The organism is Bradyrhizobium sp. 2TAF24 (assembly GCF_052115025.1).
GTDB lineage: Bacteria > Pseudomonadota > Alphaproteobacteria > Rhizobiales > Xanthobacteraceae > Bradyrhizobium_A.
The window spans coordinates 124319-139502 of record NZ_JBFRFW010000015.1 but is presented as its reverse complement, the minus strand read 5'-3'; the positions used below and the strand labels follow the sequence as shown (position 1 = coordinate 139502).

General features: G+C 66.7%; 11 protein-coding genes. 2 read left to right on the top strand and 9 right to left on the bottom strand.

What is annotated here, in order from left to right; all coding sequences use genetic code 11:
* Nucleotides 1-143 precede the first annotated feature (143 nt).
* On the bottom strand, nt 144-1871 hold the full coding sequence (locus AB4Z37_RS23260; RefSeq protein WP_441519113.1) for a hypothetical protein: 1728 nt from the start codon (nt 1869-1871) through the stop codon (nt 144-146).
* Nucleotides 1872-2028: 157 nt separating this feature from the next.
* Between AB4Z37_RS23260 and AB4Z37_RS23255 the strand changes: the two genes are divergently transcribed.
* On the top strand, nt 2029-2310 hold the full coding sequence (locus AB4Z37_RS23255; RefSeq protein WP_441519112.1) for a hypothetical protein: 282 nt from the start codon (nt 2029-2031) through the stop codon (nt 2308-2310).
* 57 nt (nt 2311-2367) lie between these two features.
* Nucleotides 2368-3351 carry a DUF4424 domain-containing protein gene (locus AB4Z37_RS23250; protein WP_441519144.1) on the top strand — a complete coding sequence of 328 codons (984 nt, stop codon included), beginning with the start codon at nt 2368-2370 and terminating at the stop codon, nt 3349-3351.
* A gap of 11 nt (nt 3352-3362) precedes the next feature.
* Here the strand turns inward: AB4Z37_RS23250 and AB4Z37_RS23245 are convergent, their stop codons facing one another.
* The 8 genes from AB4Z37_RS23245 to AB4Z37_RS23210 are packed head-to-tail and all read right to left on the bottom strand — an operon-like array spanning nt 3363 to nt 15183.
* Nucleotides 3363-5222 carry a protein kinase domain-containing protein gene (locus AB4Z37_RS23245; RefSeq protein ID WP_441519111.1) on the bottom strand — a complete coding sequence of 620 codons (1860 nt, stop codon included), beginning with the start codon at nt 5220-5222 and terminating at the stop codon, nt 3363-3365.
* Nucleotides 5222-6001, bottom strand: a complete 780-nt coding sequence (locus AB4Z37_RS23240; protein WP_441519110.1) for a PP2C family protein-serine/threonine phosphatase — start codon at nt 5999-6001, stop codon at nt 5222-5224. Before AB4Z37_RS23240 ends, AB4Z37_RS23245 begins: the two co-directional genes overlap by 1 nt.
* Nucleotides 6001-6708, bottom strand: coding sequence for a type VI secretion system-associated protein TagF (tagF, locus tag AB4Z37_RS23235; protein WP_441519109.1), 708 nt, complete (start codon nt 6706-6708; stop codon nt 6001-6003). Before tagF ends, AB4Z37_RS23240 begins: the two co-directional genes overlap by 1 nt.
* Complete coding sequence (gene tssM / locus AB4Z37_RS23230; RefSeq protein WP_441519108.1) at nt 6705-10241, bottom strand: type VI secretion system membrane subunit TssM; 3537 nt, start codon at nt 10239-10241, stop codon at nt 6705-6707. Before tssM ends, tagF begins: the two co-directional genes overlap by 4 nt.
* Before the next feature lie 43 nt (nt 10242-10284).
* On the bottom strand, nt 10285-11820 hold the full coding sequence (tssL, locus tag AB4Z37_RS23225; protein ID WP_441519107.1) for a type VI secretion system protein TssL, long form: 1536 nt from the start codon (nt 11818-11820) through the stop codon (nt 10285-10287).
* Entirely contained in the window at nt 11817-13154 is a 1338-nt protein-coding gene (gene tssK, locus AB4Z37_RS23220; RefSeq protein WP_441519106.1) for a type VI secretion system baseplate subunit TssK, read from the bottom strand. The genes tssL and tssK overlap by 4 nt, the downstream gene beginning before the upstream one ends.
* A 58-nt stretch (nt 13155-13212) precedes the next feature.
* Nucleotides 13213-14607: a type VI secretion system-associated FHA domain protein TagH gene (gene tagH, locus AB4Z37_RS23215; RefSeq protein ID WP_441519105.1), complete on the bottom strand. Its 1395-nt coding sequence runs from the start codon at nt 14605-14607 to the stop codon at nt 13213-13215.
* A 12-nt stretch (nt 14608-14619) separates the two neighbouring features.
* Nucleotides 14620-15183 (bottom strand): DUF6931 family protein, encoded by a 564-nt coding sequence (locus AB4Z37_RS23210; protein ID WP_441519104.1) that lies wholly within the window; start codon nt 15181-15183, stop codon nt 14620-14622.
* Between the last annotated feature and the right edge of the window lies 1 nt (nt 15184).

Sequence of the window (15184 nt, the reverse complement as noted above, 5' to 3'; positions counted from 1 at the left end):
CAGGTCTTCTGAACCAACGTCTCCCGAGCCTCAGCTTCATCGCGATCCACCTCGATCTCGTGAGTCCTTGCGCCTGAGCCTACGGGGCGCGTGCCGGAGCGACCGATCCCTGCGCTGTCTGTAGCATCCGCCGCGGCCGCGGTTCATCGCCGGATATTCGCCGGTTTCCTGTCCCGCCCTGTTTGCGTGTCGTCCTGGTAGGCATTGGCCGATACCGTCATCTGATCATCGGCGAAGGCGCGGAAGCGGACCGGGGCATACCCCCGCGCCAGCAGGCTGGCCAGCGGATAGACGTTACGGCAGACCCGCCCGTTGCAGCCGCCGGTCGAGGCTTCCATCACCTCGGCCTTGCGGTCCGGCGTGAAACGCAGGAACAGCATCACGTGCGAGCCCGGCTTGTTCAGCGCATCGCCCGGCTTGAGATCCCAGGGGTTCTCCACGGGCTTGGCAATCGCCGGAATGGCGGCGGTGGTGTAGTGCACCGACAGCCCCCAGGTGGCGCTGACGAAAGCGGAGCAATCGACGCCGGCGGCGTCGGAGCGCGGCTCGTTGCGGGTGCAGACATTGCCGGCCAGCGTGCCGCTCTCGATCCGCTGGCGGAAATTCGCCAGCGAGCCGTGACAACCCCAGCAATAGGGCACGCCGCGCACCTCCTGGTTGACCTTGCCCTGCAGGTACCAGGGGCGCCGGATACGGTTGAAGCCGCTGCAGGCGGTGTCGGGATCGCTGCCATAGTTCGCAGGCGTCAGTTTCCATTGCACGCCCTCGAAGGCGAATGCGGTTTCGATGGTCTGCTGACGGTTGGAGGGCCGCACCGCAGCGATACCGCTGAACCTGCTGGCCGGCTGCGCGGCCGGCTTGGCCGCGACCTTGGACTGACGCAGGTCGATCACGGTGGCGTCCTTGAGCGGCCGAAAGCCGACGCCGACCACGTCGACGCCGTCAGGCCTCGTGCGAAGGAAGTAGACCTCGCCATCGCCGGAAATCGTGACGAAACGCCGCGTCAACGGCGTGTTCTCGAGCGGCAGCTCGTAGACGCCTTCAAGCCGGCCGTTCGCGGCATACCTCGCCACGAAGGTGGAGGCGTCCTTGCCCGATGGCGGAATATCCTCGCCCAGCACGTAGAAGCGATCGCTGTTGTCGACCTCCAGGAACTCGACCGTGCCGAGCTGGTTGCGCACGCGCAAGGAGAGCTGGCCGATGGTCTCGTTGGTGGTCATGGTCTGGATCTCGACCCGGACGCTGGTCGCGCCCTTGTCAGGAATGATGTCGGCGATCACTGACCCCTTGCCACGGGTGGCGATGTACTGGCGGTCGGGTTGGCGGGTCTTCTTGACGATGGCCGCACGGGTGTTCTGGTCGAGCAGGTCGGCGGCACTGCTCGGCGACTGCGAGCCCATCTGTGCAAACGCGGAGGTGGCGACCCGGTCGTCGGCATCACGGGTGCTGACCTCCTCGAGCCGGATCACGTCACCGCCGAGCCCACGGGTCGACTGATCGGGGGCCGCCTTCAGCGTGCGTACCGTGCCATCCCAGACCATGATGTCGTTGTTGCGCACGACAAGATCCGTCGGCTGCACATTCTCGGGCATCTGCAGGACGTTAGGCTCGGTTCCCGGCTGCCTGGGATCGAACTGGAGGATGCGTCCGTTGACCTGGTCGAGCATGAACAAATTGCCCTGCCCGTCGGCGGTCAGCGCCTGCGGCCCGTTCAGCTCTACGTCCTGGCTGGCCTGGACGATCCCCACCGCGGTCGGGGTCGCCCCAGACGCAAAGGCCCGGACCACCGCGTCGTCGGCCCGCGCGCCGCCCTCGGCAAGGCCGACCGCGCCAGCCACGAACATCCAGATCCAGTGGGCCTGACGAAACATGATCGCCTCGATGTCTCCGAACCGTTGGTGGCTCCGGATCGACTAATCCATGACCGCTGCGGCGGTGCATTGATAAGTGGCGAGCAATCCCGATTACGTTCAATCCTATCACCGGGTGGTGATATTCCGAGCACTTTCAGCTTTGCGGCGCAAAACCATGACCAGGAACCGATTTGAGCAGGTCAGCGAAGTCCAGACCGATGCCATTACGCTGGTGCTGAAACAGGGCCATGACGGTGCCACCGGATCTGTCGTGTTTCCGGCATCCGCCAGCGGCGGCCGCCTGAGCAGCGATCAGGTCAGCGGCCAGTTGCCGGCCCAGGATGCCTATCGGGGGGCCATCCGCCTCGCCAATGACATGAAGGTCGCCATCGTGGTGTGTGATCCTGATGGYGTCTGGAAGTCGGAATGGGGCGATCTCTATCACCCGATCGACTGACATGGTGCGACGCAGCACGGAGGCACGGCTATGACCAGCGCGTTTGCCCGGTTCGGGATTGCCATCGCAGCGTTACAGCTTGCTGTCAGCACAATCGCACAAGCCAATGACTCTGCCGCTGAACTGTCGATTGGCGGACTTCAGTTCGTGCGCTCAAACGATATTGCGATGGAGAGCGAGGAACTGCGTATCGCACTCGATCGGGTCAGCGTGCGCTACCAGTTCGCCAACACCACCGGCAAGCCGGTGACCCTGACCGTCGCGTTTCCGCTTCCGGACATCGACCTGTCGGAGGCCGACAACATCGCCCTGCCGTCGTCGGATCCCATCAATTTCGTCGACTTCGAGACCAGAATCGACGGCACCCCCACCCCGCTGACCATCGACCAGCGCGCTGTCATCGGCGACAAGGACGTCAGCGCGCTGCTGCACCAGTTCAAGCTGCCGCTGCTGCCGATCGGAACCCGCGAAATCCGCGTCGCCGACCTGCCCGCCGCCACCCGCACCAGACTGATCGACGAAGGGTTGCTGATGCCCGCCGGCACCAGCGACAACGGCCGCCAGCAATACGCCCCGGGATGGGTGACAAAGACCTCGGCGGTGCGCCAGCAGGCGTTTCCGCCCGGCCGCAAGGTGCTGGTCGAGCACGAATACCGTCCGAGCGTCGGCGCCAGCTCCGATACCATCCTGCGCTGGATCCTGCGCCACAGCACAGCGCTGAGCTCCGAGGTCGAGCGCTATCGCAGGGACTACTGCATCACCGATGCCTTTCTCGCCGAGCTCGACAAGCGCGCCGGCACCGGCCAGGCCAACACCGCGATGCTCAGGGAGCGCCGCGTATCCTATGTGCTGAAGACCGGGGCCAACTGGGCTGGCCCGATCAAGGCGTTCCGGCTGACCATCGATCCCGGCGGCAGCGACCGTCTGGTCAGCTTCTGCCCGGGCAAGCTCAAGGCCGCGACCACGAATCCGCTGGAATATACGGCCAGCGACTTCAAGCCGGAAACCGACCTCAGGATCCTCATCATCGGAAAATTCTGAGCGATCGCGACTCAGTTCTTCAGCATCACATAACGCGCCGCAGCGGTAATGGTGAGGTTGGCGCGCTGAGCCTCGCTCCCTGCCTGCAGGAAGAAGGTGTCGGCAGCCATCGGCCGCGGCTGCCGCAGCGAATCCAGCACCCGGGGCGTTGCCACCGCCAGCACCAACTGCGGCCCGGCGGCACGGGGCATCGGCAGCGCAAAGGACAGCGAGTCCGTGCCCGGCTTGAGCAGGTAGGACATGCTCTGCACCTCGCCACGATCGGTGACCAGCAGCAGCTCGACCACGCGGTTGGCGAAGTTCTCGATGGTTCCGGTCAGGGTCTCGCCGGGCTTGACCTCGGTGGTTGCCAGGATGATCCGCGGCGCGCGCGCCTGGTTGGTCCCGGCCTGGGTGAGAAACCGGATCGCCGGACACTGCGCAGGGGTCACCTGGCGAACCCCGACCGACGCGCCAAACCCCTGGTCACGCCGGAACGCCTTATCGAAACCATCGAACGGCGTTGCGGAGGCGCCGAAGCCCTCGACCACCGCCGCGCTCTGGCTGACCGCCACCGGCAGCACGAAGAAGCAATCGCCTCCATCATACTGCTCGATGTATTTGCGGATGCGATCGACACGGCCGGGCGCGTCCGCTGACGGCGGCGGCGCGACTGGCGGCGGCTGCGCCGGCAACTTCACCGGCTCGGGACGTACAGGCTCCGGCTTGGACACGGGTTTGGTGACATCGGGCCTGGCGAGATCGGACTGACCGGATGACATCTCCGTCGACTTGTCAGCGGCGGATTTGGGAGAACCAAGCACGGGTGGCGGCGGCAGCGCCGCGACGCTCGGGGCCGACCAGACCAAGTTGTAGAACGCATAGCCTCCACCGCCCAGCACCAGCAGCGCCGCGGCCACAGCCCCGCCAAGCCACAGTGCTCGGCGGCCACCAGGCGGGGATGTCCGCACGTCGGTGGCAGACGCGAGCGCCGGGCTGTCAGGCCGCGCCAGCGGATTGAAGCCGCGCTGCAAGGTGGAGGCAACCGCCGCCCCCTTCCAGGCCGCGATGTCCGCCATGGTCGGCCGCTGCGCCGGATCGGGCTGCAGCATCTGTTCGAGCAGCGGACGGATGCGCAGGTCGACCGCGCCGAGATCCGGCACGCGCCGCCGCTTCTCGATCAGCTCAAAATTGCTGCCGCCCATGTTCAACTTCTGTCCGGTGAGCGCGTAGAACAGCACGAGACCGAGGCTGTAGACGTCGGATTTGCCGGTGACGTCATTGCCGAACAGGCCGGCCTGCTCGGGCGAGGCGTAATTCTCTTTTCCGGCGAAGTTGCTCCCGATGATCGTCTTGTCGCCCATCTGGGTCGAGCGGGCGATGCCGAAATCGATGATCTTGGCCCGCGTCACGTCGCCGAGCGGCGCGATGATGTTGTCAGGCGACACGTCACGGTGAATGATGCCGCGCTCGTGAGCGGCCTGCAGGCCGGAGGCGACGCGTTGCATCAGCTTGACCAGTGCCTCGAAGGTCAGCGGCCCATCCTTGAGCATTTCGGACAGCGAACGGCCGTCGACGAACTCCATGGCGAGATACGGCCGTTGCAGCACCGGCTCGATCGTGAACAGGAAATAGCGCACGATCGCATCATGCGGAAGATTGTGGAGTGCGGACGCCTCGCGGCGAAACAGGGCGAGCGCCGCCTCGTTGTCCACCATATCGGGCAGCAGCATCTTGACCGCGACCGGCGCACCGGTCTGGATCTCGCGGCACTTGTAGACCTCCCCCATGCCACCGGCGCCGATCATGGCTTCGATTTCATAGATGCCGTTCAGCCGCGTGCCGGGTGGCACCCCGCGATAGGACGACCGGAAGGGCTCGTTCGGGGGCATCACTGCGTCTCCCCGTCGAGCGGCGATCGCGTTGGCTCCGACGACCGCTGCACCTGCGGCTGCAAGCGGACGACGATGATGGTAATGTTGTCGAGCCCGCCACGATCGAGCGCCAACGCCAGCATGGCCTCGCAGGCGACCTGTGCCGCATGCCCGCCGACCTGCTGCAGGATCTCCTCGTCCTGCACATGCCTGGTCAGGCCATCGCTGCAGACCACGAACACATCGCCGGATTCGGCGGGGCCCGTCACCACCTCGAACTCCGCATCCGTCCGCACCCCGACCGCCCGGGTGATGACACTGCTCGGCCAGTTCTTGACCTCCTCCCTCGACAGCGTGCCGTCCGCCACCATTTCCTCGATCTCGGTGTGATCGCGCGATACCTGGCGGATGGTGCCTGCCTTGACCAGATAGACCCGGCTGTCACCGGCCCACAGGCAGGCATAGTAGCCGTCACGCACCAGCAGCACGGCCGCAGTGGTGCCGATGGTGGCGCCGTGCCGCGCCCTGCTCAGCGACAGGATCTCCTGATTGGCACTGAACAGCCGTTCCTCACACTGCGCCAGCAGATCGGCCGCGGAGGCCGGCACGCCGATGCTGTCGAGCGAGCGCACCACGGTCTGGCTCGCGAGGTCGCCGGCTTCATGGCCGCCCATGCCGTCGGCGACGGCCCACAGGCCGACATCGCTGCGCACGAGGCAGGCATCCTCGTTCCGCGATCGCACCCGCCCGACATGAGTCGCGCTGCCGACGTCGAACATGGACGAGATGTGCTCCATCACCTCTCACCCTGCCCCGGCTGCCGCCCGGCCAGATCGCCGGTCAGCAGCGTGGAATAGCGGAACGGATCCGGCAAGCCGCGGCAACACAGCGCCAACGGTGGAAAATCGCCGCCGCCGCCCGTCCACCAGAAGCTCGCCGCAGCGTAGACATCCGGGCTAACGGCCGTCAGCGCCGCAAATGACGCAGCGAAGGAGCCCTGCACGGCAAGCGTTCCGTTCATGGCCTCGCCGAGCGCCACAATCGCACCGCCCACGGCATCCGCCGCGAGCGTCCGCGGCGGCGCCAGTCCGTCAAGCGCGGCGATGATCCGCTCGAAACCGGCGTCGCGATCGAGCGTGCCGAGCAGCAGTGCCTCGGCCTGTGCGAACCAGTCATCCTGCGCATCGATCTGCGGCGGCGGCAGCGCAGTACCCGCGTCCGCCATCGCATGCAAGGTCAGTGGATAATAGCGGCCGATCCCATCGAGCGAGGGCATGATGACGCCGACGACGGTCGTCCCGCAGATCGCCCCGCCAAGCCAGAAGCGCCAGATCGGAGTTGTCAGAAAGGCCTGCTGCCAGCGCGTGCCGAGCTCATGCCGACTCGCCGACAGCGATGCCTGCAGCCAGGGTTCCCAGACCTCGAGAAACGCGCGCGGCGTCGCCAGCGCGATGAAATCGCGCTTGGCACCGAGTTTGCCGAACAGCCCGCAACGCATGGTCATATTCCGGTGGGGCAACGAAACTCGCGCAGCACCGTCAGGTTCAACGGGTTGCGCACCGAGCCGGTCGAGATCTGATAATTGAGTTCGCGACCGGCAACGATGAAGGTCGCGCTCGCGGTCTCCGCCTTGACGGTCAGCGAGCCCGCCTCCAGCATGCGGAACAACGACCACGGCCCGATCCGCTCCAGCACCGACGGTTGCCCGGTGTCATTGCTGACCGAGATCGCCATCCGCGGCGACGGCCCCGGCCATTGCACCGCGACCGGCGCGTTGCTCTGTGGCGGTGGAGGTGGCGGTGGCGGCGGTGCGCCGAACATCGAGGACGCCTGAGGCGCGGGCGTCACCGGGCTGTTGATCGTGGTGCCGCCGACCTCGGTCTTGACGCTCACCCCCGGGCCCGCCGCCCCCGGCGGTCGGATCGCGAGTTGCACCATCGGCGCGCCCCCGCCGCCCTGGAAGAAGGCGTCGCGGATATAGGCCGCATTCTGGAACTGCTTCAGCGTATCAGGCGAGAAGGTCCGGCTGACCGGGCTCTCCTTGCGCCACACCCAGTCGGAGCGCGAGGTGTCGGCATAGGGCGCGAGATACTGGGTGAAGAACTTGTCCATGATGCCGTTCGGGCTGAACAGCTTGGCGAAGTCCGCAAGCGGCACCTCCTGGGTACCGCCGCGCACGAATGGATAGCGGTTGGCTACGGTCTGCTGACACACCGGCGTGACCTGGTCACGCAGCGATTGCAGGATTTGCCCTGCGGTCGAGGCCGCGATATTGCCCTCGAACTCCGCCGCGGCCGTCCGCATCATGTCGGAGAACGGCGGCGGCAAGCGGGCGGCGGTGTTGCGCAGCGCCGCAACATCGTTCTGCAGCGTCGACGTGGCCTGCGCCGCGAGTTGCGGGCTCTCCAGCATCAAGGTCAGGTTCTGCGCGACGTCGTTCAGGATGGCGATGGTGGCGTCGATGGGACGGCGCGTGGCGTCCCCCTCCAGCACCGCGTGATAGGGCTTGAACTGCTCCTCGATCTTCGCCCCCGGCGAACCATCCTGGGCGTTGGTGAACAACACTGGCGCCGGCGCCGCCGCGGAGGTCGTCGCATTCGCCGGCTTGGCGCGTTCCTTGGTGAGCTGGGTCTCGTCGCGGATCGATTCCAGCAATTGCCGCATCGGCGACGTCGGCGCTGACAGCGCCCGCAGCGCCTCGTATTTCGGCTTGTCGGCGAGCAGCTTCTTGAGCCTGAGGTCGCCGAGCACGGCACGCCAGGCCGCGACGAAATCGCTGCTGTAAGCGGCGAGCAGATCGTTGGCGAGATTGTCGTACTGCTGATCGATGGCTGTCTGCTGGCCGGCGTCGCCGAGCACCCAGCGCTCTTTCTTCATGCGCTCGGCAAGGCCGGGCAAGCGGGCGATGAACTTCTGCTGGAAGCCGTTGTAGGTGAAGAATTCCGGCACCCGCAGCGCATCGAGCGGCTTGCCCGACGCCGTCTCGAACACTGCGGCGACATCCGGCCCGCCACGCCGCGCAGCGATCCAATCGCCGGCGGTGGAACTGCGCGCTTCCGACTTGAGGAATTCATAAGCCCGCTGCGCCACACTGAGGCGCGCCAGCGAATTCTGCGCCTCCTTGATCAGCCGGCCGTCGAGCTCGACCAGCGGCGGCTGCTCGGTTTCCAGATCGAACATCGCCGTCAAATTCTCGTCGAGCAGCCGCCGTCCCTCTGCATTGGTGGCGCCCGGGTAGAGGTTGTCGGACCAGTCGCGCTGCATCCAGGACCGGATCAGCTCACGGTCCGGCGGCTGCAGACCGCCCACCATCAGGTAGACCTTAAGCGCCTCATAGACGAAAGCCGGCTCTGCCAGCCGCGCATTGAGCTGCTCCTCGAGGCGGTACAGCAGCCGTGGCCGGAACAGGCGTTCCAGCGCCGTGTGGTAGGCTGCCTTCGACGCCGACAGCAGGCGGTCGTGCTGGCTGAGGCCATATGTCGCCGCCAGCGGCACCGGCATGGCGCGCGAGCCGTAGCCGGCGGGCGCGTTGCGCAGCCGGTAGAGCAGCGGTAGCACCTTGTCGAGGTCGCGATCGGCGATCAGCGTTTGCTTGATCAGTGCCCCGCCAGCGGAAGCGTACTCATTGTCGGTCTGCAGGCTCTGCTCGATCAGGTCGGAGTTGCGCTTGTAGCTGGTCAGCCAGGCGGCGATCAGCCCGATCGAGACGAGGCCGATCAGTGAGAACACCGCGGTCTTGAGGATCAGCGCCCGCCGCACCGCGGCACGGTCGGTCGACACCCAGTCCGCCTCGCCGATGATGACCTTGGAGATCAGGTCGGTGAGGAAGTAGCTCTTGCCCGTGCCGGAATAGGCGCCGGCACCGACCTCCTCGGCCCCGAAGGTCCGCGCCAGCGAGCCGATCAATTGGTCGATCGGTGTGCCCTGCTGGGTGCCGGAGGTGAAGTAGAAGCCCCGCAGGTTGGCGTTGACGTGGTAGCGCGTGGGCTCGAAGATCTGGTTGAGGAAGTCGTGGATCTGCGGCTTGAGCCGCGCCATCTGCGCTGGGAAGCCGAACAGCTGCACGCGGTATTGCGGGGTCGGCTCGTCCTGCAGGCGGTCGAGCGTGTCTTCGCTGAGCCGTTCCAGCAACTGGTCGAACTCGATCGGAACCTGCCCGACCAGATTCTGCGTCTTGTCGGCGGTCTGGAAGGTCGCCCCCCACACCTGGCGGCGCCCGGCTTCGTTGAGATAGCTGAAATACTCCGAAAACCCCGCAACCAGATCCGCCTTGGTGAACAGCGCATAGACCGGGAAGCTGACCTTGAGGCGCTGGTGCAGCTCCAACAGGCGCATCCGGATGGCATCCGCGTGCGCCGCAAGCTCGACCTTCGGCAGGGTGATGACGTCTTCAAGGCTGATGGCGACGATCACGCCGTTGATCGGCTGGCGGGAACGGTTCTTCTTCAGCAGGTCAAGGAACGAGAACCAGCTCTGCTTGTCGGTCTTGGCGTCGGAATCCTGGGTCGTGTAACGCCCGGCGGTATCGATCAGCACCGCCTCCTCGGTGAACCACCAGTCGCAGTAGCGCGTACCGCCGATGCCGGCGACCTTCGCCGGTGTCGCGCCCCGCGCCAGCGGGAACTTGAGCCCGGAGTTGACCAGCGCCGTGGTCTTGCCGGCGCCGGGCGGGCCGATGATGACGTACCACGGCAGGTCGTAGAGATAGCCCGCCTTGTTGCCGCTTGCCGACTTCAGCGTCGCCAGCGCATCCTTCATGCGCTCCTTGAGCTCCGGCTCGTCGCTCGCTGGCTGGTCGGCGGCGCTAATGCCTTCCGCGATCTGCTGCGCGCTCTTGCGGCGCCTGAAGAAGCTGAAGCCGGTAAAGCTCGCCGCGCCGGCCACCAGCAGCACGATCGCGATCTCACGGACGATGTGGTTTTCCAGCGGCCGCCAGTCGCCGAAGGCGATGAAGGGGCCGGCGAAGTACACCACCGAGGCGAGCGAGCCGAGGCCGACGCCGTAGAGAATGATGCGGAGTATGTCCTTGCGAAGCATTTGCACGTACCTGTCGCAAACTGTTGACGTCGGCCCGGCCGCCCTACTCGCTGCGTTCGATGAAGATCTCGACGCGCCGGTTCTTCGCGCGCCCGTCCGGCGTCGTGTTGCTGGCGATCGGCGCGTCCGGCCCCTTGCCCTCGATGTCGACCCGGGACGGATCGGTCAGTCCGGGCTTCAGCGCCGCGGCGACCGCCTTGGCGCGCTCGACCGACAGTTCGAAATTGGACGGGAAGCGGACATTGCGGATCGGCGAACTGTCGGTATGACCGACGACCCGGATCCGCCCCGGCTCCTTGTCGAGTGTCGCAGCGACGCGTGCCGCGATCGGCTTGAAGCCGTCGAGGATAGTCGCCTGCCCCGGCGCGAACAGCGCGAGATCGCAGACCCGGATCACGATGAAGCTCGCAGTCTGGTCGGCGGTCATGGCGCAGGCGGTCTTCTCCAGCGCCAGCGCGTTGCGGATGCGCTGCAACTGGGTGATCCGATCCGGCGGCGGTGGCGGAGGTGGTGGCGGCGGCGGCGCGACGACGCGGCGCTTGAGCTCGATCGGATCGGCCGGATGCAGTCCGAGCGCCACTTCGGCGGCAGTCTCGGCACGGCCGGCGAGCAGCGTCCGCAGCGTGAAATAGCCCCCCGTCAACAGTGCTGCGGCGATGGCGGCAACCATCCACACCGGCACGCGGATGCGCTGTCTTCGGTTGGCCAGCGCCTGCCCGCGCCAGTGCGGCGACAGGTCGCTCGCCACCTTGGGGCGGACGCGGCGCAGTGTCTCATAGAGGTTGCGCTGGATCAGCGGCAGGCTGGCAAGACCGTTCGGGGAAGAGCGATGCATGCCCTGGAAGCCGAGTGCGAGGCAGGCATGCTGCAGCTCCAGCACCGGATAGTTGGTCAGCGGATCGGCCTTGAGGTGGTCGAGGATCTCGAAAAACCGCACGCCGCCGATGCGTTCGCCGAAGAACCGGCTGAGCATCGAATACTGCGCCCAGACATGGCGGTCCTCAGTCGGGATGTGCTGGACGATGTCGTCGGCGGTGGCGCAGAGGATGTATTTGGCGGTATTGGCCTGGTGCTCGGAGATGCCGGCGGAGCGGATATCGGTCTCGAAAAACTTGATGGCGTCGGCGACCTGCTCCATCAGGCTGGCGAACGAGGCGCGCATCAGCGCCACCCGCAGCCGTCCCAGCAGCTGCAGCAGCGGCCCGGCGGCGCGCATCACCGGGTTGGCGTTGGGCGCGACGAGGTCATCCACCCGCAATGGTGGGCCCGGCGGCAGCGCCGGCTGCTGTGGCTTCATCTGTGCCGGCGTCGAAATCCAGTCCTCGGGCGTCGGGCTCGTCGGCGCGGCGGCATATCCCCCTGACGGGGGTGGCGGCGAATAGGATGGTGCCGCTGCGGGTGTCTCCGGGTTCGGCACCGGCGCATAGCCCGGCCGGCCGGCCGGCTGAGATGGCGGCTCGCCGGCAGGCGGATATGGCGATGGCGACGGACCTTGCGGCAGCCTTCCGCCCGGGTTCGGGCGGATGATGGTCCGCTCGCCCCGCCCGAAAGGATTGACCGGCTTGTCCTTGTCGCTCATGGCCGATCTTCCAGAATGGCCCACAAGTGCAGCTCCAGCTCCGGCCAGTCACCGGAGAAATGCATCCCGATCGAGGCGGCACTGCTGAACTCCGGCCACAGCGGCGACTTGCGGTCGAGATAGAAATAGACGTGATCGGTGATGGCGCGGATATGCGGCGGTGGCGTCGGCATGTGCACCAGCGTCAGTCCCGGCAGATTGGCGTGCACGATCTCGTTCATCTTGGTGTTGGGGCCGACCTTGAACAGGTGCGGGAAATCGTTCTGGATCTCGACCAGCGGCCGCCGCGCCGCGACCTCCAGCACCAGCGTCGCGTTGCGAAACAGCGAGCGGTCGCGGATCGGCGAGACGAAGGCATTCTGCGCCCGCTCGATGATCTCCAGGCGAATGGCGCGCCGGCCAAGCCGGGCGCTGAGGAAATCCTGGATGTCGCGCACCAGCGGCGTGAACACGTTTTCCAGGTCGTCGTGATCGTACGCCGGATAGGTGCGCGCGCGGCGCTCGGCGGTCGCGAAGGTCGCGAGCTCTCCGGCGAGCCGCGACAGCTCCTCATACAACCGCTCCGGGTGGACGCAGCCCGAGCGCTGGAAATGGGTCAGCACCGGAATCTCGCGGTTGAGCAGCTGCAGCACCAGATAGTCGACGCTCTGCAGACCACCGCCCGACGAGGGGTCGACCGCATAGCGCGACAGCTCGTCGAGCTTGGTCTCGATCCAGCCGATGATGCGGTTGAGCCAGCCGTCGATCACCGGATGCGCCGCACATGCCAACATCGGCGGCACGAACTTGTCGTCGAACAGCACGTTCTTGTCGCGCACTTCGAGGACGCGGGCGATGCCGAGGCCCATATAGCCGGGCTTCGCCGTCTTGCGCAGCTCGAACGAGAACCGCGGATAGGCGATATCGATCTCCTCCTCGATCCGCAGCGCCGCGGTGGAATCGATGAAGGTCTCGGCGGCGCGGACATAGCGGCTGGCGCTGTCGGCACCGCTTTCGTCGACCTCGCGGGTGTTCGGCGCCGCCACCGGCATCATCAGCCAGACGATCTGGCCGGCCGCGGTATCCGGGATGTCGATCGCCTCAGGAATCGGACTGTCGGCAGGCATGTCGAATGGCGTGCCGTCGGGCATGACGCCGGCGGCGCGGCGCACCGCGAACTTGCTCTGCTGGGTCAGGTCCTGGTCGATCTCGAGCTCGGCGAACCCCCAGGGATAGGGCGTGACATGGCGCACGCGCTTTTCGAGCAGGTGCTCGACATAGCGGTCGTTCTGCTGCAGGTGATGCGGCCGCAGGAACAGACCTTCCGACCAGAAGACCTTGCTGTACCAGGACATTCGACATCCACTTCGACAACGGCATGGTGGCGGCCGCGTGCGCGGCGCCGGAAAACGGCTATTTCGCGCCGCCCTTGTCCGGGCGGTCGTAGTAGTCGGCAAAATGCAGCATGAAGGCGTCGATCGGCGCGTTGCTGTCGCGCCCGAGGTGAGATTTCCAGCGCAGCAGGAACGCGTCCCACAACTTGCCCTTGTTGGCGCCGAACCAGGATGTGCTCCCTGCCCCGTCCGCAAGCTCGCGCGCCATCACAGCTGGATCTATCCCCTCGATCAGCTTGGCCACCGCATGCTGCATGGCCATATAGGTCTTGAGCTGATGCGACTTGAGATCGCCGAACCCCTGCTGAAAGGCGCTGCGCGCATCGAGATAGCTGCGCGTCGGCGGCCCGAACAGGATGCGCATGGCATCTTCGGGCGTCGGCGAGAATTTCAGCGGATTGTTCTCGATCGCCTGGATCGTGGTCTGGCTGGTGCTCCGCGTCATCTGCTTGGCCTGATGCCGGGCCTGCAGCAGCGCCATCAGGCTCTCCACCGTGATCCGCAGGATCATGCCGAGCTGCTCGGCGAGCTCGGCCTCGCTCTTGCCGCTGAACAGGCTCTCCGGCACGCCCGCAGCCTGTGCCAGCAGACGGGCGAACGACACCATCTCCCCGCCGTGCCCGGCTACGGCGGCCGGCGGCGATGCAACAGGCGGCTGCGGCGCGTCCATCTGCGGAGGGAGAATTGGCGGCGCGGCGGCCCGAGGTTCGACAGCCGGCGGCGCGGATGGCTGCGATGCTGCGACCGGGCGCCCGCTCTCCCAGGACGGCGCCTCGTCCGTCCATGTCGGCCGGCGCGGCGCCGGCATCACCGGCGGTGGTTCGGTGGGCGGCGGCGGTCGCGCCCCATGGGCCCAGCTCATGTCCTCGTCGCGATAGCGGTCATATGCCACGGAGCGCTGCGCCTGTCGGTTCACCTCCGGCTCCGGCACGCTGGCCGCCCAGTCCAGGAATTCCGGATTGACCGGGCGCGGCGCCTCCCTCGGGGTCCGCAGTTGCTGGCGATCGATCGGCGGTGGCCCGGCGCGGTCGCTGCCCCAGAGGTCGCCATGGTCCACCGGCGGGGGCACCGCGTTTTGCGCCTCCCCGGCCACGTCGCCGTCGACCTCGACACCGATGATATAATGACCGATCACCAGGCGGTCGCCGCTGCGCAGCCGGTGCGGCCCGCGCATGCGCTGGTCCGCACCATTCAGGAAGGTACCATTGGTGGAAACATCGTGCAGCCAGTAGCCGCCGTCACGATAGTGCACTTCGCAATGCTTGCCCGAAATCAGCCGTGCCGGATCCGGCAGTGTCCAGTCGAGGTGGCGGTCGCGGCCAATATCCACCGAGCGCTTGCCGGTGACCGCAAAGGACACCGGCCCGCCATCGGGCAAGGTCGGCTCGTTTTCGATGTGAAAGCGGAGCACCATCCGACCGTCTCGCTAGCGCAGAGCGCGCAGCTCTCCGCGCCCAAGTTGAATACCATCCTCCAGGCACGCCGTCATTATCCGGTCCCTGACATCCCTCCCGAGCCGGCACAGCCCGATTAGCAGCGCGACGCGTACCGCCCGTGCCGTCTGCTCCGGTCGCGCCTCGACCGGATCGAACTCAGCCGGCACCACGCTGCCGCCGGACCAGCCGGCGGCCAGCGCCAGCCAGGTGGTCGGCGCCTCATGGTCGTTGACGTTGCCGATCGCCAGCGCCTTGCTGCGCGTGCGTTCTTCCGGTTCGGCCACCCAGGCCTCGGCATAGGCGATCGCCCGGTCCTCGCCCGGATCAAAGCGGCCGATCATGCGCCGCATCGAGCGACAGCCCCAGGCCACCGCGACCCGCCGCGGCAGCAGGTAGGCGCAGAACGAGATCGCCGCGCGCCAATCGCACGCATCGATCCGCTGCCGCAGGAAGTCGAGCGACGACAGCCCCGGATCGGCCTTGCCGACATCGGCCTTCGCCGTCGGATAGGCCTCGAACAGATCTTGCACCGTGCTGAAGCGAACCTGGCTCATG